Consider the following 21,310-nt stretch of genomic DNA (forward strand, 5'->3'; position numbering starts at 1 on the left):
GTTCCTGGTTCTGGCAAGACATTTGATCAGCAAATATAGAACTAATCAAATGTGATGAAGCGGACCTACTTGGGCGAGTTTGAGGAGATTGTTCTTCTCACCGTTGCGGTGCTGGAAGGGCAAGCGTATGGCGTAACCATTACCCACGAAATCATTGAGCAAACGGGCCGCCCGGTTCGGCTGAATCAGATTCATGCGGCCTTACAACGTCTGGAAGACAAAGGCATGGTCAACTCCGTAATGGGTGAACCCACAGCCGAGCGCGGTGGCCGCCGGAAGCGCTTGTTTACGGTGACCGTTTATGGTCGTCGGACATTGCAGGAAATTCAGGAAGTCCGGACCACACTGTGGAACCGGTTGCCTAGCTCATCAAACCCGGCCATCAGCTTATGAATCAGCCACCTGCACCACCCCGCTGGGCCGACCGGCTACTGTCCTGGATACTGTCTCCTCATAGACGCGAAGAAGTTCTGGGCGACCTCCACGAAGAATTTGCCTGGCAGGTCGGGCGTCGGGGGGAGCGTCGGGCCAGGTGGCGCTATGTGTGGGATGTGATAGGCTTTATCAAACCCTTCGCCCTCAAACGAAAATCAACAGCAACGTACTACCCAACGCCAGCCACAACGACTATGCTTCAGAATTATATCAAAATTGCCTTCCGGAATCTGACCAAAAACAAGGCTTTTTCAGCCATCAATGTTGCCGGACTTTCGGTAGGAATGGCCGTGGCCATACTCATCGGCCTGTGGGTGTGGGACGAACTCTCCTACAATAAATCCTTCCAGCATTACGACCGTATTGCGCAGGTCAGGCAACACCAGACCTTCAATGGAGAGATTGGTACCCAGACGGCTGTCCCCTACCCGATGGGTGCCGAACTACGCAGCAAATATGGCAACGGCTCGTTCAGGCATGTTGCCATGTATACCTGGTTAGGCGATCATATTCTGTCGGCGGGCGAAAAGCGGATCACGAAAAGTGGCACGTATATGGAGCCTGAAGCACCTGAAATATTGACGCTTACCATGCTGAAAGGGACGCGGGCGGGGCTGATAGAACGGGGCTCCATTCTCTTATCGGAATCTGTGGCTCAGGCCGTTTTTGGCGACACCGATCCGATGGGAAAGCTGATGAAGATCGACAACAAGTTCGCCGTAAAAGTAACGGGGGTATATAAAGATCTGCCCATCAATTCTGACTTCAGCGATCTGTCGTTCATCGCACCCTGGGATTTGTCCTTCAGCGCTATGGACTGGCCGGAGAAGCTGACCAACCCCTGGCGCAACAACTCGTTTCTGACGCTCGTCCAGCTAGCCGATAACGCGTCGATGGAGCAGGTTTCGGCGCAAATCAAAAACGTTAAGCGTAACAACGTTCACAAAGAAGACGGCGAGTTTAACCCGGAGGTATTTCTTCATCCGATGAGCCAATGGCACTTGCACAGCGAATGGAAAAACGGGGTAAACACGGGCGGACGGATTCAGTACGTTTGGCTGTTTGGCATTATCGGCCTTTTCGTGCTGCTGTTGGCGTGCATTAATTTTATGAACCTCAGTACAGCCCGATCCGAAAAACGGGCCAAGGAAGTCGGTATCCGGAAAGCGGTCGGTTCGGTGCGTGGTCAGTTGATTGCTCAGTTCCTGAGCGAATCGCTACTGGTCGTTACCATCGCTTTTGTGCTGGCGATCTTGTTTGTGCTGCTCACTTTACCAATTTTCAATGAAATCGCCGACAAACGATTATCAATTCTGTGGTCGTCGCCCGTGTTCTGGCTTCTGGGAATGGGTTTCAGTGTATTAACCGGCCTTATCGCGGGTAGCTATCCAGCTTTCTACTTATCGTCATTTCAACCTGTGAAAGTCCTAAAAGGCACCTTCCGGGTGGGCCGACTCGCTTCCGTTCCCCGTCAGGTGCTGGTCGTCGTACAGTTTACGGTTTCCGTTACGCTGATCATTGGAACAATCATTGTTTTTCGTCAGATCCAATTTGCCAAGAACCGCCCCGTTGGGTACAATCGGGAGGGTCTCATCTCCGTTCCGATCAATGTCGAAGAGCTCGTTAAGCACTACAATGCCCTTCGGACTCAGTTACTCGAAACGGGAGCCGTTGCGGAGATAGCCCAATCGTCCAGCCCAACCACGGGGGTTAATGTAATTAATAACGGATACGAGTGGCCCGGCAAAGCCCCCAACGTTCAGGGTAATTTTGGGACGATTGCCATCTCGCATGATTACGGAAAAACGGTGGGCTGGCAGTTCAGGGAAGGGCGCGATTTCTCCCGGTCATTTTCGACGGACTCCTCTGCGGTTGTCGTTAATGAAGCCGCCGTAAAATTTATGGGTTTGACAAACCCCATTGGGCAGACCATCACGGCCGACGGCAGGCCATTCAAAATCATCGGGGTCATTAAAGACATGGTGATGGATTCCCCCTACACGCCGGTTTTTCGCACCATGTTCATGCTGGATTATAGTTGGGCCGACCTGTTTGTCATCAGGCTATCACCCACCATGGCCGCCAGCGATGCGTTGCCAAAAATTGAAGCCGTCTTTAAAAAATTCAATCCGGCGGCTCCCTTTGACTATAGATTTATCGATCAGGAGTATGCCCGGAAATTCGGTAACGAAGAGCGAATCGGCAAGCTGGCGTCGATCTTCGCCGGGCTCGCCATCTTTATTTCCTGCCTGGGTATTTTCGGATTAGCTTCCTTTGTGGCCGAACAGCGAACCAAAGAGATTGGCGTTCGCAAAGTGCTGGGCGCATCGGTACTGAACCTGTGGGGCATGCTTTCCAAAGACTTTGTTGTACTGGCCTTGATTGCGTTCATTATAGCAGCCCCTACAGCCTATTACTTTCTCAATAACTGGCTTAGCTCTTATACGTACCGAACCGATATTTCCTGGTGGATTTTCGTCGTGGCTGGCCTGAGTACGCTACTTGTCACGTTATTAACGGTAAGCTATCAAAGCATCCGAGCCGCCCTGACAAATCCAGTCAAGAGTTTACGAAGCGAATAAGTTACTGCCTGCCGACCGCTGCTCTGACGGTCGGCAGGCAGTAACTCACTGAATTTTAGCCAGCCACAGCGACGCGTTGATGTGCAGGGCCGGATGCGATGTGTAACCGGAAGGGGCATCGCCCGACCAGCCGTTGAACAGGTTATCGTTCGGATCGCCCGTTCCGTCGTCGGCGGGGGAACTGTCGCCGATGAAGACAATACGCCCACTTCCGTAGGTAGACAAGAGCGCCATCACGCTCGTGGTGCTGCCCACGGTGCTGCTCATCCGCCAGAATAATCCCTGCACATTGGTGTTATTGGTGGGATAGAGCGTCGCCGTCGAGCCATTATAGAACGCTAATTTAGAGGCCGTTCCGGCTATGCCGCTCAGCACTTTCTGAGCGTTGGCGTTTGTACCTGTGTAGACTTTCGTTGTGGGTTTTTCGCTGATGTCCACCAAATCGACCGTAAAGCCGAACGGCTTGTTGTTGTTGATCCCGTTGTTCGACATCAGGTCATTCCAGACACGGGGCGAATCATACCCGTCGCCATCCCGATCCGATGGATTGTACCCATTGGGATCGGTGCCGGTCAGCGACGGAGCCGTATGATCGGCAATCATCATCAGTCCACCCCCGTTCGACACAAAATTCATGATCGCGGTTTTCTCCGTTGCCGAAAACAAGCGGTTAGGTTCGACGACCACGTAGACAGCGTAGTTGCTCAAATCCTGCGGATTTGACGAGTTACCATACGTAACGACCGAGCCGCTGGGCAGCGTTTCAACCAGGTTACCCCGCTTCACCAGGTCAACAGCCCAGGCCGATATAGCGCCCCGCCAGTAGGTTTCCGGAGTACTGGCTGTAATGCCGGTATAAGACGGCGTGGGGAAACGCTGCGCGAGAAGTTCTACCGTGGTGCCACCCGTGTACATCGGTACGTTTTCGGTCCCGTCGGCATCAATTTGCCAATCGGCACTGCCCGCATTTTCGCGCTTGCTGGCATCAAACAGGAATGTCTTGCCCGTTGTCGGTGGTGGTGTCGTGCCGCCCGAATAATCCGAAACGACTATATCGTCGATGTTGATTCGGTTCGTTGAGCCGGATACCTTCCGAATCTCCAGCCGAACATTGCCGGTAACATTCAGCGTAAAGGTTTGCGTTTGCAGCGTCGCGGTTGTGGTTACCGCACTACCGCTCTGCGTCCAGCTACTGCCCGCGTTGGTTGAGTACCACAGGCTCCACTGGCTGGCGGCATCGGAGCCGTAACTGCCGTGTTTAATGCTTACGGTGCTGATGCCCGACGGGAGGTCGAACTGCATGGTTAGCTTACCGCTGTTCCGGATTCGGGCCGACCAGGAACCCGCTTTTAAATCGCCACTAAGGTTTCCGATGATGGCATCGTAAAGGTTCCAGGATTTCGACTGGAGCGTTACGTCATCACCGCTGGCCGAACCGGTTGGCGAGACGTCATAAGCTGTTTTCGGACTGGTCGAACCGACCTCAAAACCCTCCGATAACGTGACGGCCTGCAACCGGGCCGAACGAAGCGCACTCGTGGCATCGACGGTTGGAGCCAATTCACTGAAGGAATGGCAGCCGATCAGGATTGACCCTACCATCAGGCAGCTACCGATTAGAGTTCTTGATTTGCGGGAATTGAGCATAAACGACGGCGTTAACGTGATTACTAAAGATGCACAAATATTAGCGTTTGTCAGCATTACAAGTTACAGGAAGTTATTACTATTCTGTTATGTTATACATCCTTCCGTAATCAATCATTGACCGACTTGATGGGCAAGTGCGTCGGGGCCAAGCCCCCTCTTTTACGCTGTACCTAACCGCTTAACGTTTTTTAACAACCTGTCTGACAGCAATGTACGTACCTTGACCTCGCAACTAAGGACGGACACACTATGCTCACAAATTACCTCAAAATTGCCTGGCGAACCCTGGTCAAAAACCGGCTTTATACCGGAATCAACATCGCGGGACTGTCGATCAGCATGGCGGCCTGCTGGCTGATTACGCTCTATGTCTGGAACGAACTAACCTTCGACCGGTTCCACCAACAGTCAGCGTCTATTTTTCGCGTCATCACCCGATTCAGAATGACGGGCTCGAATGATGGTCTGGCAACATCGAGTACGGACGTCGGGGTCCGTCTGAAACAGACGTATCCGGACGTCTTGAAAACGGTCCGGTTCAAATCCGTTCCGGTGGCAACGGTGCGCAAAGGCAATCAGCTCGTCAATGAAGGCGACGTGTATCAGGCCGATAAAAGTCTTTTCGATGTGTTTTCGTATCGACTGGTTTTTGGTAGCCGGACTGCTTTGGACAAACCGAACAGCATCGTGCTGACCCAGCAGATGGCGGAGAAATACATCGGCCCGGGTGACCCAACCGGCAAAGTTCTGACGCTGAACAACCAGCCCTATACGATTACCGGCGTCGTACAGAATCTTCCAGCCAATACAGACCTGAAATTCAGCGCGCTCCTCACCTGGAAAGATGAGCCGGTTTCGCCCGAAGACGTTTTCGATACGTCCTGCTTTACGTACGTTCTACTCGCCGACAAAACCCTGGCTGACAATTTCCGCCGGAAGCTGGTCCAGTTCGACAAAACCCAGGTAGCGCCCCGCATCAAGGCATTAGGCCTGGGCAACGATATCCGGATCAATCATGAGCTGCAACCGCTAACCGAACTGCATTTCGTCGACGGGTTGTTCGACGATACGCCCAAAGGCAACCGACTGTATCTGATCGTCTTCTCCATTGTCGCGGTGTTTATTCTCTTAGTGGCTTGTATCAACTACATGAACCTTTACGTCATTCAGGCCACCAAACGCTACAAAGAAGTAGGCATTCGCAAGATCATGGGGGCCGGTAGACGCCAGTTGGTTGGTCAGTTTCTGGGCGAAGCGCTGCTGATCATGCTGACAAGCGCCGTTCTGTCGGTTGCACTGGTCATAGGCGCTCGCCCGGTGTTCGAGCAACTGACTGGTATTCCACTAACGATGCCAGACTGGTCATTGATCGTGGCTGGCCTGGGTGTGTTGGGCATCGTGGGGGGACTGACCGCTCTGTATCCCGCCATCATTGTGGCGAAGCCCGAACCCTTAAGTATTCTCAAGGGACGATCGTACGGACCTGGCCGCCAGTGGACCCGCCAGTCGCTGGTTGTGTTGCAATTCACCCTATCCGTTATCCTGATTGCCAGTACGCTAATCGTGCGCCAGCAAACCAGTTACCTCCGAAGCAAAGATCCGGGATTCAACAAGGAGCAGGTGCTGGTGTTATCTATTCCGCCGGTCGAATCCATTCGCCAAAAAATGCCCGTGCTGAAGCAGACACTCGCCCGCAACAGCCATGTCGAGGCCGTATCGCTGGGCTTAAATCCGATTACGAACGAAGCGAAAGCAAGCGTCATAAAAGAAAGTGGTGGCCAGCGAACGGAACAACTCGTCTTTTCGGCCCATATAGACGAGGACTATATCAACCTATTGGGCATTAAGATGAAGGCAGGGCGCACCTTTAATCCCAATATACCCAGCGACAAAAAAAGGGCGGTTGTCGTGAATGAAAGCTTCGTTAAGTGGATGGGATGGTCGATGGATCAGGCCGTTGGGCAGATCGTGAAGACATCGGCGCACGACTCGCTCAACCAACGGGTAATCGGTGTTGTGAGCGATTACCATTTCGCATCACTGCACAACCGAATCGAGCCCATTCTTCTGTATTACCAGACAGGAAATCCATTCAATGTTCTGGTCAGGCTCAAACCGGCAGATGCATCGTTGGTTCAGTCGGCCTGGACAGCCCTGATTCCGGATTACCCTTACGACGCTGCGTTTCTGAATACAACGTTCGACAAGCAATACCAGCGGGAAACAAACGGCCAGACATTGCTCAGTTGGTTATCAGCCCTGATCATCCTCATTTCCTGTTTGGGCGTTCTTGGACTCGTAGCCTTCACCGCCGAGCAACGCACCAAGGAAATCGGCATCCGAAAAGTGCTGGGTGCATCCGTAGCCAATATCGTGAAGCTACTCACCAAAGACTTTTTACGGCTGGTGCTGATCGCCATTGTTGTGGCTACACCCATTGCTTGGTATGGCATGGATCAATGGCTGAACAGCTTCGCTTACAAAATTGACCTCAATTGGTGGGCGTTCGTTTTAGCAGGTTTACTGGCGGTCAGCATCGCCTTACTAACCGTCAGTTTTCAAAGTATCAAAGCCGCCCTAATGAACCCCGTCAAGAGTTTGCGGAGTGAATGAATAAGGTCATCATAAGCGCCATCAACAAGGCCATCCGTGCGGATGGCCTTGTCCGTTTCAGTACAATTCGTGTCCACTTGCGGACACTAAACCGATTCACTACTCAAAAGAAGTGCGTTCAGAGCACAATAGAAAGCCTTTGCTTGGTTTGGCACCGCATTTGTTATACATATACACAACTAATGAACTCGGATGAAAGGAACGTACCTAGGGGAGTTTGAAGAGATCGTTTTACTCGCGGTCGCCATCCACTCGGGCGATGCATACGGGGCAGCGATCGTTTCAGAAATCGAGCAGCAAATGAATCGGTCAGTCAATTTGGGAGCGGTCCATTCGGCCCTGAACCGGCTTCAGGAGAAAGGCCTTGTCAGTTCACAGATGGGCGGAGTGACACCGGAGCGGGGCGGGCGCCGGAAACGACTTTATTCCGTGACGGCTTACGGACGACGCGCTCTGGAGGAGGCTCGTCAGATACGCAATCAAATGTGGGATGCTGTTCCAAAAACGGCCTGGTCATGAGCAAATTGAACAACTCATCTTCCCAAACTGGCGGCCCACCACCCCTCGCGACTCGCTTGCTGAGACTGTTTTGCGCTCCGCATCGGCTGGACGAACTGGAGGGCGACCTGGAGGAACTGTTTCACGAGCGGGTCGCCATAGCAAGCTTGCGCGAAGCCCGCTGGCGCTACTGGCAAGATGTACTGAGCCTGATAAGACCTTCTTTGCTGAAACGAGAAAAATCATCCTACTCAACCCCAACCCACACAACGATGCTTCAGAACTATGTAAAAATAGCTTGGCGGAATCTGACCCGTAACAAGGCGTACTCCTTTATCAACATCTTTGGGCTGGCCGTTGGCATGGCGGTAGCCGTACTGATTGGCCTGTGGGTCTGGGATGAGCTGACCTTCGACCACTATCACAAAAACCACGACCGCATTGCTCAGGTATACCAAAGCCAGACGTTCAACGGCAAAATCAGTACCGGCAACTCGATTCCCCGACCCCTGGAAATGTCCCTGCGTACCGAGTACGGCGAAAACTTTAAGCACATTGCGATGAGTAGCTGGCGGTTTCGCAGCATTCTGACCTACGGCGATAAGAAGCTGGTGAAGCAGGGCAATTTTATGCAGGAGGCCATTCCTGACATGCTTGGTCTGGACATGCTTTCGGGACAACGGGATGGCCTGAAAGACCCTAATTCTATTCTGCTGGCAGCCTCTACGGCTCAGGCACTGTTTGGCAGCGAGCCGGCATTAGGCAAAATCGTCAGGTTCAACAACAAATACGACCTGAAGGTGACGGGTATATATGCCGACATACCGCCCAACAACGAGTTTAGTGCCACGACATACGTTGTTCCCTGGGACCACTACGTAAGCAATAATGAACGCGTTAAAAACGCAGCCACTAAATGGGGGAATAATTCCTGGCAGCTATTTGTCCAGATCGCTGATAACACCACCATGGAGGAGGTGTCGGCCAAGATTAGGGACACCAAAATGAAAGCCGCCCCCGAGGATGACACAAGGCACAAACCGTCCTTATTTCTGCACCCGATGAATAACTGGCATCTACGCTCTACGTTCGAAAACGGCGTTCAGACGGGCGGGCGCATCGAAAACGTCTGGTTGTTTGGTATCATCGGTGCCTTCGTACTCCTGCTGGCCTGCATCAACTTCATGAACCTCAGTACGGCTCGGTCTGAGAAACGGGCTAAGGAAGTCGGCATTCGAAAATCGGTTGGCTCCGTACGGACCCAGCTTATCAGCCAGTTTTTAAGCGAATCATTTCTGGTAGTGGGCCTGGCGTTTACCGTGACCATCCTGCTGATACTGCTTACCTTACCTACCTTCAATACCCTGGCTGACAAGAAAATAGACTTCCCCTGGGCAAACGGCTATTTCTGGGGCGCGTCCCTATGCTTCATTCTGCTTACCGCCCTGCTTTCGGGCAGCTACCCGGCCCTGTATCTTTCTTCTTTCCAGCCTGTTAAGGTCCTGAAGGGTACCTTCCGAGTAGGGCGGTACGCTACGCTGCCGCGCAAGGTGCTGGTCGTATTGCAATTTACCGTATCGATTGCGTTGATTATCGGGACAACCATTGTGTTCCGGCAGATTCAGCACTCTCAGAATCGACCGGTTGGTTACAACCGCGCCGGTCTTATCCAGATACCCCTAACCGATTTTGATTTCGTCGGAAAGTACGATTTCATGCGTCGCGAACTGATCAATTCAGGTGCCGTTGTGGCGATGTCTTCGGCCAGCAGCCCCACAACGGACGTTTGGTCCAATACCTCAGGCTTTACGTGGGAAGGTAAACCCCAGGGATTTCAGGAAGACATGGCGTTAACCTTTGTTTCGCCGGATTATGTCAAATCACTGGGTCTGAAAATCATTGCCGGACGCGACTTCTCGCGGGCATTCGCGTCTGACTCCAACGCGGTTATTCTGAACAAAACGGCCGTAAAATACATGGGGTTGAAGCATCCCGTCGGCACCGTCATCCGCGACGAACACGAAGAAAATCACACACCACCCATAACCGTCATTGGCGTCATCGACGACATGATTATGCAGTCGCCCTATGAGCCCGTCAAGCAGTCGTTGTACATGTTTAATAAAAACAATAACGACAGCTATTACAACCTCCGGCTCAACCCCAACCAGGCTGCCAGCCAGAGCGTTGCCACGATTGAAGCCGTTTTCAAAAAGAACTTCCCCAATCTGCCTTTCGAATACCAATTCGTAGATCAGGAATACGCCGATAAATTCGCGGGTGAAGTACGCATTGGCAAGCTTGCTTCGGTATTTGCCGCGCTCGCCATTTTCATTTCCTGTCTGGGTCTGTTTGGCATGGCTTCGTTCGTGGCGGAGCAACGAACCAAAGAAATTGGTATCCGTAAAGTACTGGGAGCCAGTGTGGGTAGTTTATGGAGATTGCTTTCCAAAGATTTTGTGGGCCTGGTCGTCATCGCCTGCCTGGTTGCTACCCCTATGGCCTGGTATTTCCTGAACGGATGGTTGCAGCACTATAGCTACCGTACGGAAATACGTTGGTGGGTATTTGTAGCCGCAGGCGGGGGGGCTTTTGTGATTACACTCCTGACCGTCAGTTTCCAAAGCATTAAGGCCGCCCTGATGAACCCAGTCAAGAGTTTGCGGAGCGAATAAATAAGGTCATCACAAGCGCCCATCAACAAGGCCATTATTAATCACAAAACGAAATGTAAAAACCTACATTTCCAAATGTAAAGATTTGTCCTGCCTGTGAATTGTACTTAAATGAGATATGAGAAGTGGGCCGATGTGGATAAGTGTCGGTCTATTTTTTCGCCTAAATGTCGGATTTTGCCACTACGAAGGAGTTGGTCAAGCTGACTAAACGATCTTTTTTTCAGCATGCTTAAGTATGCCAAATAGGGGAAAAGAGCTTAAAATCAGGTATATTCGCTTCGCTATCTTACCCCAAAAACTCGATATGCTGAACATTTTAAATAACCTTAGATCGAAATTATTTACGTCACTATCGGACAACAAGACAAAAACTCTATGGATCACCTACTCTTGGGATGATAACAAACTACAAGAGGTCGAATATATTGCCCAACTCATTGAATCGCGGGGAGTATCCGTCAAACTGGATAGATGGAACATAAATGCGGGAAAACGCCTATGGGATCAAATTGATAAATTTATAACAGACCCGAAGGAGTCAGATGCTTGGGCGATTTATGCCACTCAAATAAGCCTAGAAAGTGAACCATGCAGGGAGGAAATAGCGTATGCATTGGGTCGAGCATTGGGGTCTAGGACTGTGAATTACCCACTAATTGGAATCTTCCCTCACAGTGTCGAAGATAAGCTTATACCTGCTTCAATTAAGACTCGTCTTTACGTTAGCATAGAGGACAATGATTGGCTGGAAAGAGTTATATCTACCATTAATGGTGCCCCATTAAATATACCAAGGCAGAGCATAAACCCATTTACTGTCGAATTATTGTCGAATCCCAACTACATCAGAATAGCGCCAAGGACAACCATCTGGAATGATTTCATCATTGGGATTCCCTTGAATGAAAAGGAAAGTATTAAAATGTATATAGCACCAGGATCAAAACATGTGCCAAGTCCTCAGTCACTTCAGTATATGGGATCGCACAGAACCTACCTTTCTGAAGATGGGTTATGGGAATTGCAGCATATAAATACTAGCGCAAACTCAAACACCGCCTATTATGCCCATTTTCAAACTATGCCTACCAAAATAGTATTCTCAGATGGCGTAGCAGTTTATGGCTTGGATATGGTTGAGTTTAGGAACACAGGTAAACTTGTTAAATATGTTGAGTAGGATTCAAATTAAGATAAACAAAAAAGGCAATCTAAAATAGATTACCTTTTTCCAACTCCCCCCTATAAGGCCCAATCATTCGCATGGTTGGGCTATCTTTTTTAAACCCTACTTAAATACCGTTTAAACGGCCCGCTTTAGAATGCCCGATTTCAGTAGCCGGAACCATACCCGCCCGTCCATGCTGGCTTTGTGTGGTAGTGACTCATGGAGAACAAAGGCATTATCCCGGTTATCGTACAAGTCTTGGTAAGCCTCTTCAGACTCAAACAGGACGGGCATCGACACCACCAGGTTCGGGTCGGTAACGAACGATCCAAGATCAAACAGATCATGCGTTGGGCAAGCCGATACCAGCCCGTTCTTATTGACAATAAGCGTGTGTGTCGTTTTCATAAGTTCACTTTTGGGGCAATCGCCAGTTTAACCGCAATGATACAATCCGTAAAATAACCCTGATCGACGCCGTTACCAACGAACCGGCGTTCCGTCTTTAGATCGACAATATGGAACTGACTGGTCAACCCAGCTACCTGAGAACCGAGCCACCGTTGTTGCGCGGCCACTCCCGCCTGTGTGGGGTTATAGGTGGTCGAATCGGTTACAATCGTTTGTTCCGTCCACTGGACGTTTACGGATGCTGGCTTACCTTGCAGATTAGGCCACTTCAGATCAATGGCCAGGAATCGGTTATCTGGGTAACCCTCGAATGCGGCAAACACATCGCCTAGCGTGCTGATAGTACCATCGGGCTGACGGGCTTTCAGGGCTGTGTCGTAGGTCGCGATCCGGGTATTGACAACCTGTTGATCGACGGCGGTTTGTTCGTCCTTGTGAACGAACGAATCAAAAAAATCATCCCAATCCTGTTGGGTGGGCACCTTGCCAGTCTGAAATCGGGAACGTAACTCGGTGCGTGGAATCTTACTCATACAGTTTCACGGAAATTGCGAAGGACACCCCCGCGAAGATTAAACTTAAACTCTTTCCCAGACAGAGGCTGAACAATGATGTTATCGCTCTTATGCTTGCCCTGGCTGGCATCGAAAGCAGCAATATCCAGCGCATTCCCTTTCACCCGAAAGCGTACGTCCGGGCGACCACGGCGGGCATTACTCCCCTGAGCATAAGGACCACCGAAGGCACTGGCGTGGTGCAGGATCGTTGTTCCATCAGAAGCCGGATCAATCCACTGTTCTGCTCCATCGAAACGATACCGGCAATGCTGCCAGGGCTGGCCTTCGGTACGCTCGCACTGGCTGTAGCGGTACGCGGCATCAAAGCTGGCATTGTGCCAGTTCTGTGGCTCATCCGGAAAGTCATTAGACGACGGATCACTGTTCCAGGTTGGTGCCCGTTCATCGAACTGAATCGACCCATCGGTCAGCATGAAACCGACCATGAAATTACAACCCAATAACCAGTCATAGTCCACGTGTGGGTGAAGCCCAAAGGTGGTTTGAACTGAGCCGTCTGGTTTTACCCGTTCGTAGTTCATCCCATTATGAAGGTCATTGTTATCCACGCCAAGCCCCTCGATTTTACCCCAATCCAAGTAGGCTAGTTTGCCCGGTCCAATACCCCCCTGACGGCCCATGCCCTTTCCCATTCCTTCGGCGGCATACGCCTTCCGATAATAATCCGCAAAGTAATCGGGCAGATCGGCGTAATTCTTCACAATCGCCCCCACGCCAATCGACTCGAACAGGCCAAAGTAAGCACACGAAGCCCGCGCCCCCTCCACGCTTTGCAGGACACGCATAAACGGCGCATTCGGGTTATTGGGCATAATATTCCGGTTCCCATCGACGGCATACAACCAGGGATCACCGTTCAAATTTTCAAAACCGCCATAGGTACCGTAGTTCCGCATCGGCACACCAGCTGCCGCGTACATATCCCGGCGAATCTCGTAGTACCATCTTTTCTGTGGTGCCCAATAAGGCATTCCCCAGGGTTCACCTTCACCCAATTCGTCAGCCTCGATGAACGAAAGGGGCATGGTTTGAGCGACCTGCTTTACCTGGTCATACGTCAGGTTTTTGGCTGGATTGGCGTCCCCTGGAGCGGGTTGGCCACCACTATAATTGAATTGACGACTATGCGTCCATTGATAATGAATGCTGACGTTGTTAATTTTATCATAGGAAACGTTGGTGTCCATGATCGCGTTGATACCCGCCCGGCCAATTATATCACGCGATGTCTGGTCCTTGCGCCGGTTAACAGTGGTATGAATCCGGCCATCGGGCAAGCGAAAGGGGGGGGCATTTTTCTGGCTGGTCGCTACCCATAAGTTATAGCGATCATGCCAGGTCGGTGAAGTTACTTCAGTCATGGTGTGGATTAAATTTGGCCAAAAACAACTTTTGCGTGCGCTTTGGTATCCCATTGCGACGCGGACACGTCGGGCGATGTTGCCACGGTGTACCAGACCGTAATTTCATCCCCTGGAAAATAATCGTAGGTCGTTGGCAGGGCGGTCAGGTATGGATTACCATTGATGAAAAAGTACCCGGCTTTACCTTGTGGAATACCGTAGTTAGCCGTATCCCGGACGCGCCATTTTGAGCCGTTATGTTCCGCGACCAGGTTCATGATTCCCCGGTTCATCGGTACGATCATGGTAGCTCCTGGATTGACAACGGGCGGTGGTGTGTTGTTATCAACGCTCGTTGAATCGGCGGGTACGATCGTCAGGTCAAATTCATCAGAGATCGCTGCCCCTTTGTCATCGGCTGCCGTCACCCGGACCGTATAGGTGCCCGCCGTGGTGGGGGTGCCTGAGATCGGACCACCCGCATTGTAGCTTATGCCGGGTGGTAGCCCTGTCGTGGCGAAGCCAGCAATAAAGCCATCCGGGTCCGTAAAGACGTTGGACGGAATCGAATAGGTGAAGTACTGACCGACTTTGCCCGATTGGTTCGGCATGGGATTAACCACCACAGGCGGCTGATTGGGCACCGTCAGATTAATGTCCAACGCCGTGGTAGCCGTCTGACCTTTTACCCTAGCCAGAATCGTGTACTCACCGCTCGGTACATTTGTGTAAGACCGCATCCGGTTGTACGATACCCCCGCCATCTCCGAACCCCAAACAATAGCATCCGAAAAGGAATCTGTGTACGCGGTGTTATTTCTCCCGATCAAGCGCACTTCGACATCCCCGGCATTGATCCACGCCAGTACGTTGAGCGATTGCCCGGATCGCTGATAGGTCAGTTGGGAAATGGCACCAGTGGCTATCCGCGTAAGGGAAGCCGTCAGGCTCATGACCTCCAGCGTGAAGATCGACCCCGTACCTTGTGCCTCCAGCGAGACGGGATAACCCGCCGTGTAGTTGACTGGCTGATCAAACGTAACGACGCCATCTTTCTTCAGGACCGTCCGATACTGCCCGGTTTGTTTTAGGGCAAACACAATCTGAATGTCATTCAGGTAGGGGTAACCCGCTTCCCAAGCAAACGGATTGTTGTTGCTATCGACCACATACGTGGCATCCTCGACAATGGCGTAACGCTTCCCGGCTTGTTTATAGGCATCAACAATGCCTTTTAGCTGGCTAATGAGCGATGGCGCTAACCCGGTAGGCACAACTACCTGAAAATCGACGGTAACGTAGTTACCATCCAGAATATAGATATTTCCCACACTGGATGAAAACGCAGCCTGATTCAGCAATTCTTCCAATAATAAGACCTGACCTGTTGCTTTCGACAGAAGCACCATTTGCCGACGACTGGTTTCAATGGCCAGGAGTAGCGAAGCCATTGGCGCGAAGAGCAATTTCACGAACCCGACATTGAGGTCAGTTCGCCGGTTGATAGGCAGGAGCTGCCGGATGAAAGCCTCTAAATCAAACATAGGTAAAAGCCACGTCTATAAGTTTCATGTGTCCTGCCCGGCTGGTTGTTTCACGGGTAAATGAACTCCAGGCGGATGTGCCAGCCGCACGAGTAGCGGATGAGGTTACCTGAAAATCTAATACACCATTAACTTTCTGAAGGGCATCCGTCAGCCCTGTCCAGGACATGACAGAGTCAAAGGGGAGAGCGCGTATGTATTCCACGATGGCGTTCAATACGACGTTTGTGCCCGGACTAGACAATGAGAGGCCATTGCCGTCTAAAACCTGCCGGTCAATCTTGACCGTTGCCCGAAGCTGTAGTTCATCAGCTGGCAATGAAATGACATCCAACGCAACGCCAGCATACTTCACCATCCGTACATACTCTTTCAGTGCCGTTAGCTCATCTTCAGATAAAGGGCCGAAAAATTCCGCGCTGGCTTTTGCCACTTTTGCCAGCAGCCGACCATCTGATTGTTCGGTTACCGTACATTGTAAGATGACTTGTTTAGCGGGATTGATGCTGGCGTAACCAACCCGGTAGCCGTCATAGACTGTGACTGAATCGCCGAACTGAAAGGCTTTTATGATTTTTACATACCAAGCCAGTGAACCCGTTTGATTGTCCGTTATAGCCTGCAACGTTGCCGCCGTGGCGGCATCGACTCGTTGTTCGATTGCCATGACCAGCAACACCCACATGTTCTTTAAAAGCCGAAAGAAACTGAGTTGACTGGTAGAGGTCAATTTGCTTAAAGCGGGATAGGTGGCTTGCACCGCGTCCATCTCAGCCTGTATCTCTGAATTTGTTCTCATCGTGTGGTTTATGTTAGCCTATTTTATACTCCTCGGTTCGCCAGTAGCCAATACCCATTGGCTTGTCGGTTTCATCAATGGTCTGGAAGGGTCCGTAGATGTCTAGTTCGTCCGCCTGACGTGGGTTGATTTTATCTTCACGCAGGTGAAGCGTTTGGTCCGGTTGTAATCGGTCGGTTAGCCCGATCAGTTGAGGATTATCGGCCAGCAGCCAGAAAATGCCTTCTACATCACCGTACACCTCGATAGCGATGTCAAAAAGGCTTTGTTGAATCAGCACCTTATATCCTATTGCATTCATGATGGGTAACTGGTTTGAACCGACACATTGCCATCTAGCCCAATGTCAACGTAGTCTACATCCTGGCCATCTGCAATGAGTTCTAATCGAATAGCCGCAGCCAAGCCGGGCAGATTGTTGTCATCATTGACGAAGTTGACCGCACCAACACCTCGCCTTGGGTCATGCTTATACCACCCCTTATCAATCACGATCAAATCCTTGGTGTGCTGATCGGTCGAGTCCCCCACCACCAGTTCGCCGTTTTCAATCAGGATGTCCCCGGTAATTGGGTCAAAGAGAATGTCGGTTGTCATGATAGTAGCTGCGAAACCTTCGTTTCGAGTTGGGTGACACTGGTTAGGGTAGCTGGGAAAACCGACGCGGATGGCGCACCAGGACCGGCGCAAATGACCTGAAAGGTTTTCAGCAGCGTGGTCAGATCGGTAAATAAGGACTTCAAGTTCACCCCGGCATTCTTGATACTGACCTTACCGCTGGCAAGCTCTACAACGGTCTGATCCTGCTTCAGTGTCGCTTTATCGGTCAGCGTCAGTTCGCATTTATCCCGGACGGCTTTCACCTGGTCTTTATCGACCGTGACCAGCGACTTGTCGATCTTGATTTCGACCCGATCCACTTCCGACACCATGCAGACAAACAGGTTATCGACCGCGTTTTCCACAGCCGCCACGTACACAAATGAACCCACGCGGGGTACGATCAACACGCCCTCGCTGGCCTCATCATCCGCCCGAAGGTTCACCTCGTTCACGTCCACCAGGTCAGTGCCTACAATGTCAACCGTACAGTCGGTCCCCTGAATGGATTTGACGATAGCGGGCCACACCTGAATAGGTGTTTCGGGATGTAGCCCCTTTAAAGCCTCCAGTAATTGCGCTCGCTTATCCATAGATTATTCTGTTGGGAGTCGGTGAAATGCTGGATTTTGGGGCTGGCCACGTCCGGGCCAGGGCGGATCATGCCAGGAGCCGGGCATTTCACCCGCCATCCAACCAAATATTGTTCTGTTTCTTAGGCTGACACCTTAATGCCCAGGGTGACGGTTCGACGGCCACCACTGGACGAAAATTCCGTCTTGACGGCATTAACATAATAGCGACCTTCGCGTTCGGGATAGTCCTTGTCGATTAGCTTGGCACTATAACCGATCTCACACACGGGAATCAGCCAGCCTTTAACCGCTCCCTTGTAGCCATCGAAACTTAGTTTCTTCAACTCTTCTTTCCCCACGGCCTCCAGTGTCGCTTTATCCGAAATGGTTGGCTTTTGAAACGTGCGAACGTCCCCGCCTTTTTCCCCCACCTCGACTTCGATGTTGGCTCCTTTCTTGGTTCGGCCAACGACCTTGACCAGTACTTTCACATCTTCCGCCCGGACGTATTCCAGCCCGTCCGACTCTTCCAGATTTTTGGCAAAGTCATAGGTCACATCCCCCCGTTTTTGGGTATAGAGCAGATGGCAATGCAACTCATCGTTCCGGCAATAAATAGCGACGCCCGTTTCTGATTTGATCTTCTCCAGCACCTCATATCCGTTGGCCCGAACAATTGTAAACGAATCGAATTGCAGGCCACTCAGATCAGTTACGAGCTTCATTTTATGACCCGTCAGTTGCGGGTTGATCTGGCTAATGACATACTGAAGGATGTCGATGGCCGTCGTCTTTTTGAACTGCTTATCCTTAATTGGTTTACGAAACAGGTAGATCGAATCTTCACACTCCAGCTTCATGGGTGTGTTGGGATGGATGCTTTTTAAATAGCCTTTAAACTCGGTATGCAGGTTGCCATCATAGCCTAATTTTACCGTCACGGCATCCCCTCGCTTAACGACTTTCTCCAGATCATACGCCTTGTTATAAGCCATACCTGGCAACGTGATTTTGCACTGATCCGATAACAGGTCCGCGCTCGAATCGACCGTGACTGATTCGATTCCCTTCAGCTTGACCTTGCCAATCTGAATGTCGTAATCCATTTTAAACATAGGGGGTGGGGTACATTTAACTTTGGAAAGGATGACCAGGCAGAAGAGTGAGCCAAACAAGAGTTTAATCGGGTTCATGGTGTGATAGATTGGGATTAAGTGCCGGAACGCCGGTGCGAAGGTTACGTTAATTCAAAATATTGGTCCGAATAGCCCGAAAAGGTGTATAGCTGATTCTCAAGACCTGCCGTGTGGTCAAAATCGGCACTTTCAATCGCCATCAGGTTGACCCCGAAGATGTCCAGTATCTGACACCGTATCACGATGCTTTTCATCGGCGTGAGAAACGATTTGAGCTTGGACAGTTCACGTTCCGGGAACTTGCCGATTTCGGACGACTGGAGTAACCCGGAAACGCGTATGTCATAATCATCCATGTTCCAGGCTTCCTTTACGCTACCCGATCCGACCGCTTTGGCAATGTTTCGGCGGACAATGGTTTTCTTCAGTCTGACCGTGACAGTCGGTTCCAGCGGAATCGTCCACAGGTCGGACCCGTCTTTTTTAAAGCCCAGGCGAACGGGGCATTGCATCGTCACACCCGTCGTTTTTACTTTCTCCGTGTAGCTCATCACTGGGTAGCCATTGAATTGGAACTGTTCAATACGCGAAGCATAGCGTCTGTTACCTGCGCTTCCATATCCTTGACGCCTTCGCCAACGCTACCGGCATTGATATTGATTCGCTCGACCAGGCTTTTCAGGTTGATGGTAATGGTTGTCGATTTGGTACCACCCGTCGTAGCCTCCAGCCCAGCCGATTTACCAATCCCTTCTTTATCTTTACCCTTACCTCCAGGCTTGCCATCCCCACCACCAGGGGCACCCGGACCACCGACGCCGGGGGCTTTTGGCATGGCGGGTTTCTTGGCCGCTGGTGCATTGGGTACTTTGGGCACATTGGCTGCCGCCCGTGATGCCTTATCTGCCTTGATCTTGACATCGGCATTAGCTAACCCCTGTTTGATTCCATCGGCAAACGCCTTGCCTACTCCCGAAAAGTCACCTTTCATCAGCGCATTCCAGGCTTTACCGATTGAGCCAAACACCGATTTGGCTACTTCCCACAGCTTAATAAGCGCGTGTCGAAACCCTTCCACATTGTCCCACAGCCACATGATCCCGGCTACGATGGCGGCAATAGCCGCTACGATCCAAACAGCCGGACAAGCCAACATGGCCGCACTGAAGGCCCAAAACGATTCAGCCAGGGCAACCACCCACGCGAACGCGGTACCGATCCAGCCGATGAGCGTCACCAGCCAACCCGTGATCGTAGCCAGATTCAAAATGATCAGTGTGGCACTGGCGATAAACAACAGGATTGGATTTTCGACCAGGTATTGAATGGCTGTACTGAGCAGGTTGACCACCCAGGCTACGCCATTAATGGCCGTGGCCAACAGTTGCATAATCACGGTCAATAAACCCGCCTGTTGCCCACCGATGCCAAACAATTCGAGCAGCTTGCCGATGGCAATAAACAACGGCTCAAAGGCTTTGAACAGGTTCATAATGGCGTTAAACACCGGGTCAAGAGCCGCGAACAAACCGCTACCGACCTCCAGCAAAAGCGAGATGATCGGATTAAGCGATTCAGCCAACATGCCAATCTTGTTCTGAACCGTACCCATCAGGGTGGATAATTTCCCCCCCGTCGTTTTAGACATCTTGTCCAACATCCCTTCGAACATGCCCCCTTTAGAGGTCATGGATTCAAAGGCTTTTTCGATGTCGGTGAACTTGATCTGACGGGTTTCGGCCATCTTGAGAATTTCCTCTTTCGATTTACCCAGACTCTTACTCAGGGCGTCCAGAATAGGAATACCCCGATCCGCGAACTGCCAGATGTCCGATGTATCAGCAAAACCCTTTGATTTCAGCTTGCCATAAACGCCAGCGAGTTCACCAAAATTGGTCTGTACACCAGCGGCCACATCACCTACCATACTTTCCTGATGCACGATGTCATTGGCTTTAAAGCCATACGAAAGCATCGACCGACCCGCCCCCATCACTTCTTCATTGGTAAAGGGCGTCACGTCCGCGAAGCGGTTCTGTTTGGCAATCAAGTCCCTGGCAATAGCCGGATCGCGGGTGAACTGCTCATAGGCCATTTGGGTTTGTTCCCGCCCAATTCCTTGCTGAAGCATGGCACCAGCACCAGCCACTAAAGCCGCCGTGGTCAGCATCCCGCCAACCGATCCGGCCAACATGCCGCTAATGCCGCCACCGACAGCCCCACCAGTACCCCCGCCACCCAGCCGCTGTAAACGCTGCATTTCGCGTTCAGCTTGCCCAATTTCCCGGTTTAGCTGACGAATTTCCCGCGTATCAACAGAGATGTCACGACGGCGAGTCAGACCGTCCAAATGGCGGTTTAGGGTATCAATGTTCTGGATTTCCCGCCCGAACGTCAATCTTCTACGTAATTGTTCAACCGACTGACCAGCCCGTGCGAAGCCTGACTGCATCCGACTGGTCGCTTGTTGAACCGTGGATGCCGTGCGCGAAACGGTTGCATTAATTCTAGCCAGTTGGGGACTGACTAAATCTTTCAATCGCATCGCAAACTCGTATACCCGGTTCATTTTTCGTCCTTATTAATTAGTCGGAAGGTCTTAATCACATAGTCAGCTTCGCGCCAGATTCGTATCAAGTCTTCAATCGCCAACGACCAGGGATCAACCATCGGGTAGATGTACCGAATGATGGCACACAT

General features: G+C 51.3%; 19 protein-coding genes. 6 read left to right on the plus strand and 13 right to left on the minus strand.

Going from position 1 to position 21,310, the window contains the following annotated elements:
- Positions 1–54: 54 nt before the first annotated feature.
- The gene (locus ACYU87_RS18050) at positions 55–393 is read left to right on the plus strand and encodes a PadR family transcriptional regulator (protein WP_461135478.1); all 339 of its coding nucleotides are present in this window, start codon (positions 55–57) and stop codon (positions 391–393) included.
- Positions 390–3,017: an ABC transporter permease gene (locus tag ACYU87_RS18055; RefSeq protein WP_461135479.1), complete on the plus strand. Its 2,628-nt coding sequence runs from the start codon at positions 390–392 to the stop codon at positions 3,015–3,017. The genes ACYU87_RS18050 and ACYU87_RS18055 overlap by 4 nt, the downstream gene beginning before the upstream one ends.
- Positions 3,018–3,062: 45 nt before the next feature.
- On the opposite strand, the gene ACYU87_RS18060 is transcribed toward ACYU87_RS18055, so the two are convergent.
- Positions 3,063–4,664: a hydrolase gene (locus ACYU87_RS18060; RefSeq protein ID WP_461135480.1), complete on the minus strand. Its 1,602-nt coding sequence runs from the start codon at positions 4,662–4,664 to the stop codon at positions 3,063–3,065.
- 252 nt (positions 4,665–4,916) lie between these two features.
- Here ACYU87_RS18060 and ACYU87_RS18065 point away from each other — a divergent pair, with 252 nt between their 5' ends.
- The 4 genes from ACYU87_RS18065 (at position 4,917) to ACYU87_RS18080 (ending at position 11,636) form a co-directional block, all read left to right on the plus strand.
- Positions 4,917–7,280 carry an ABC transporter permease gene (locus tag ACYU87_RS18065; protein ID WP_461135481.1) on the plus strand — a complete coding sequence of 788 codons (2,364 nt, stop codon included), beginning with the start codon at positions 4,917–4,919 and terminating at the stop codon, positions 7,278–7,280.
- A gap of 192 nt (positions 7,281–7,472) precedes the next feature.
- A complete protein-coding gene (locus tag ACYU87_RS18070; protein ID WP_461135482.1) occupies positions 7,473–7,799 on the plus strand; it encodes a PadR family transcriptional regulator in 327 nt (108 codons plus the stop codon).
- On the plus strand, positions 7,796–10,453 hold the full coding sequence (locus ACYU87_RS18075) for an ABC transporter permease (RefSeq protein ID WP_461135483.1): 2,658 nt from the start codon (positions 7,796–7,798) through the stop codon (positions 10,451–10,453). The genes ACYU87_RS18070 and ACYU87_RS18075 overlap by 4 nt, the downstream gene beginning before the upstream one ends.
- A gap of 307 nt (positions 10,454–10,760) precedes the next feature.
- Entirely contained in the window at positions 10,761–11,636 is an 876-nt protein-coding gene (locus ACYU87_RS18080) for a toll/interleukin-1 receptor domain-containing protein (RefSeq protein WP_461135484.1), read from the plus strand.
- A 123-nt stretch (positions 11,637–11,759) separates the two neighbouring features.
- Here ACYU87_RS18080 and ACYU87_RS18085 read toward each other — a convergent pair whose 3' ends face one another.
- The 12 genes from ACYU87_RS18085 to ACYU87_RS18140 form a co-directional block, all read right to left on the minus strand.
- Entirely contained in the window at positions 11,760–12,032 is a 273-nt protein-coding gene (locus ACYU87_RS18085; protein ID WP_461135485.1) for a hypothetical protein, read from the minus strand.
- Positions 12,029–12,568 carry a hypothetical protein gene (locus ACYU87_RS18090; RefSeq protein ID WP_461135486.1) on the minus strand — a complete coding sequence of 180 codons (540 nt, stop codon included), beginning with the start codon at positions 12,566–12,568 and terminating at the stop codon, positions 12,029–12,031. Before ACYU87_RS18090 ends, ACYU87_RS18085 begins: the two co-directional genes overlap by 4 nt.
- Entirely contained in the window at positions 12,565–13,974 is a 1,410-nt protein-coding gene (locus ACYU87_RS18095; RefSeq protein ID WP_461135487.1) for a hypothetical protein, read from the minus strand. Before ACYU87_RS18095 ends, ACYU87_RS18090 begins: the two co-directional genes overlap by 4 nt.
- Before the next feature lie 8 nt (positions 13,975–13,982).
- Positions 13,983–15,500, minus strand: coding sequence for a putative Ig domain-containing protein (locus ACYU87_RS18100; RefSeq protein WP_461135488.1), 1,518 nt, complete (start codon positions 15,498–15,500; stop codon positions 13,983–13,985).
- Positions 15,493–16,299, minus strand: a complete 807-nt coding sequence (locus tag ACYU87_RS18105) for a hypothetical protein (RefSeq protein WP_461135489.1) — start codon at positions 16,297–16,299, stop codon at positions 15,493–15,495. Before ACYU87_RS18105 ends, ACYU87_RS18100 begins: the two co-directional genes overlap by 8 nt.
- Before the next feature lie 13 nt (positions 16,300–16,312).
- Positions 16,313–16,600 (minus strand): hypothetical protein, encoded by a 288-nt coding sequence (locus tag ACYU87_RS18110; RefSeq protein WP_461135490.1) that lies wholly within the window; start codon positions 16,598–16,600, stop codon positions 16,313–16,315.
- Entirely contained in the window at positions 16,597–16,896 is a 300-nt protein-coding gene (locus ACYU87_RS18115; protein WP_461135491.1) for a hypothetical protein, read from the minus strand. Before ACYU87_RS18115 ends, ACYU87_RS18110 begins: the two co-directional genes overlap by 4 nt.
- Entirely contained in the window at positions 16,893–17,492 is a 600-nt protein-coding gene (locus ACYU87_RS18120) for a hypothetical protein (protein ID WP_461135492.1), read from the minus strand. The genes ACYU87_RS18115 and ACYU87_RS18120 overlap by 4 nt, the downstream gene beginning before the upstream one ends.
- A 122-nt stretch (positions 17,493–17,614) precedes the next feature.
- The gene (locus tag ACYU87_RS18125; protein WP_461135493.1) at positions 17,615–18,667 is read right to left on the minus strand and encodes a hypothetical protein; all 1,053 of its coding nucleotides are present in this window, start codon (positions 18,665–18,667) and stop codon (positions 17,615–17,617) included.
- A 44-nt stretch (positions 18,668–18,711) separates the two neighbouring features.
- Positions 18,712–19,161 carry a DUF6046 domain-containing protein gene (locus ACYU87_RS18130; protein WP_461135732.1) on the minus strand — a complete coding sequence of 150 codons (450 nt, stop codon included), beginning with the start codon at positions 19,159–19,161 and terminating at the stop codon, positions 18,712–18,714.
- On the minus strand, positions 19,161–21,179 hold the full coding sequence (locus ACYU87_RS18135; RefSeq protein ID WP_461135494.1) for a hypothetical protein: 2,019 nt from the start codon (positions 21,177–21,179) through the stop codon (positions 19,161–19,163). The genes ACYU87_RS18130 and ACYU87_RS18135 overlap by 1 nt, the downstream gene beginning before the upstream one ends.
- Positions 21,176–21,310, minus strand: coding sequence for a hypothetical protein (locus tag ACYU87_RS18140; RefSeq protein ID WP_461135495.1), 135 nt, complete (start codon positions 21,308–21,310; stop codon positions 21,176–21,178). Before ACYU87_RS18140 ends, ACYU87_RS18135 begins: the two co-directional genes overlap by 4 nt.

This window comes from Spirosoma lituiforme, assembly GCF_054776635.1.

Bases quoted from the DNA above. Each gene is read 5' to 3' on its own strand.
- ACYU87_RS18050 (WP_461135478.1), top strand. From the start codon at position 55: ATGAAGCGGACCTACTTGGGCGAGTTTGAGGAGATTGTTCTTCTCACC.
- ACYU87_RS18055 (WP_461135479.1), top strand. From the start codon at position 390: ATGAATCAGCCACCTGCACCACCCCGCTGGGCCGACCGGCTACTGTCC.
- ACYU87_RS18060 (WP_461135480.1), bottom strand. From the start codon at position 4,664: ATGCTCAATTCCCGCAAATCAAGAACTCTAATCGGTAGCTGCCTGATG.
- ACYU87_RS18065 (WP_461135481.1), top strand. From the start codon at position 4,917: ATGCTCACAAATTACCTCAAAATTGCCTGGCGAACCCTGGTCAAAAAC.
- ACYU87_RS18070 (WP_461135482.1), top strand. From the start codon at position 7,473: ATGAAAGGAACGTACCTAGGGGAGTTTGAAGAGATCGTTTTACTCGCG.
- ACYU87_RS18075 (WP_461135483.1), top strand. From the start codon at position 7,796: ATGAGCAAATTGAACAACTCATCTTCCCAAACTGGCGGCCCACCACCC.
- ACYU87_RS18080 (WP_461135484.1), top strand. From the start codon at position 10,761: ATGCTGAACATTTTAAATAACCTTAGATCGAAATTATTTACGTCACTA.
- ACYU87_RS18085 (WP_461135485.1), bottom strand. From the start codon at position 12,032: ATGAAAACGACACACACGCTTATTGTCAATAAGAACGGGCTGGTATCG.
- ACYU87_RS18090 (WP_461135486.1), bottom strand. From the start codon at position 12,568: ATGAGTAAGATTCCACGCACCGAGTTACGTTCCCGATTTCAGACTGGC.
- ACYU87_RS18095 (WP_461135487.1), bottom strand. From the start codon at position 13,974: ATGACTGAAGTAACTTCACCGACCTGGCATGATCGCTATAACTTATGG.
- ACYU87_RS18100 (WP_461135488.1), bottom strand. From the start codon at position 15,500: ATGTTTGATTTAGAGGCTTTCATCCGGCAGCTCCTGCCTATCAACCGG.
- ACYU87_RS18105 (WP_461135489.1), bottom strand. From the start codon at position 16,299: ATGAGAACAAATTCAGAGATACAGGCTGAGATGGACGCGGTGCAAGCC.
- ACYU87_RS18110 (WP_461135490.1), bottom strand. From the start codon at position 16,600: ATGAATGCAATAGGATATAAGGTGCTGATTCAACAAAGCCTTTTTGAC.
- ACYU87_RS18115 (WP_461135491.1), bottom strand. From the start codon at position 16,896: ATGACAACCGACATTCTCTTTGACCCAATTACCGGGGACATCCTGATT.
- ACYU87_RS18120 (WP_461135492.1), bottom strand. From the start codon at position 17,492: ATGGATAAGCGAGCGCAATTACTGGAGGCTTTAAAGGGGCTACATCCC.
- ACYU87_RS18125 (WP_461135493.1), bottom strand. From the start codon at position 18,667: ATGAACCCGATTAAACTCTTGTTTGGCTCACTCTTCTGCCTGGTCATC.
- ACYU87_RS18130 (WP_461135732.1), bottom strand. From the start codon at position 19,161: ATGAGCTACACGGAGAAAGTAAAAACGACGGGTGTGACGATGCAATGC.
- ACYU87_RS18135 (WP_461135494.1), bottom strand. From the start codon at position 21,179: ATGAACCGGGTATACGAGTTTGCGATGCGATTGAAAGATTTAGTCAGT.
- ACYU87_RS18140 (WP_461135495.1), bottom strand. From the start codon at position 21,310: ATGTGTGCCATCATTCGGTACATCTACCCGATGGTTGATCCCTGGTCG.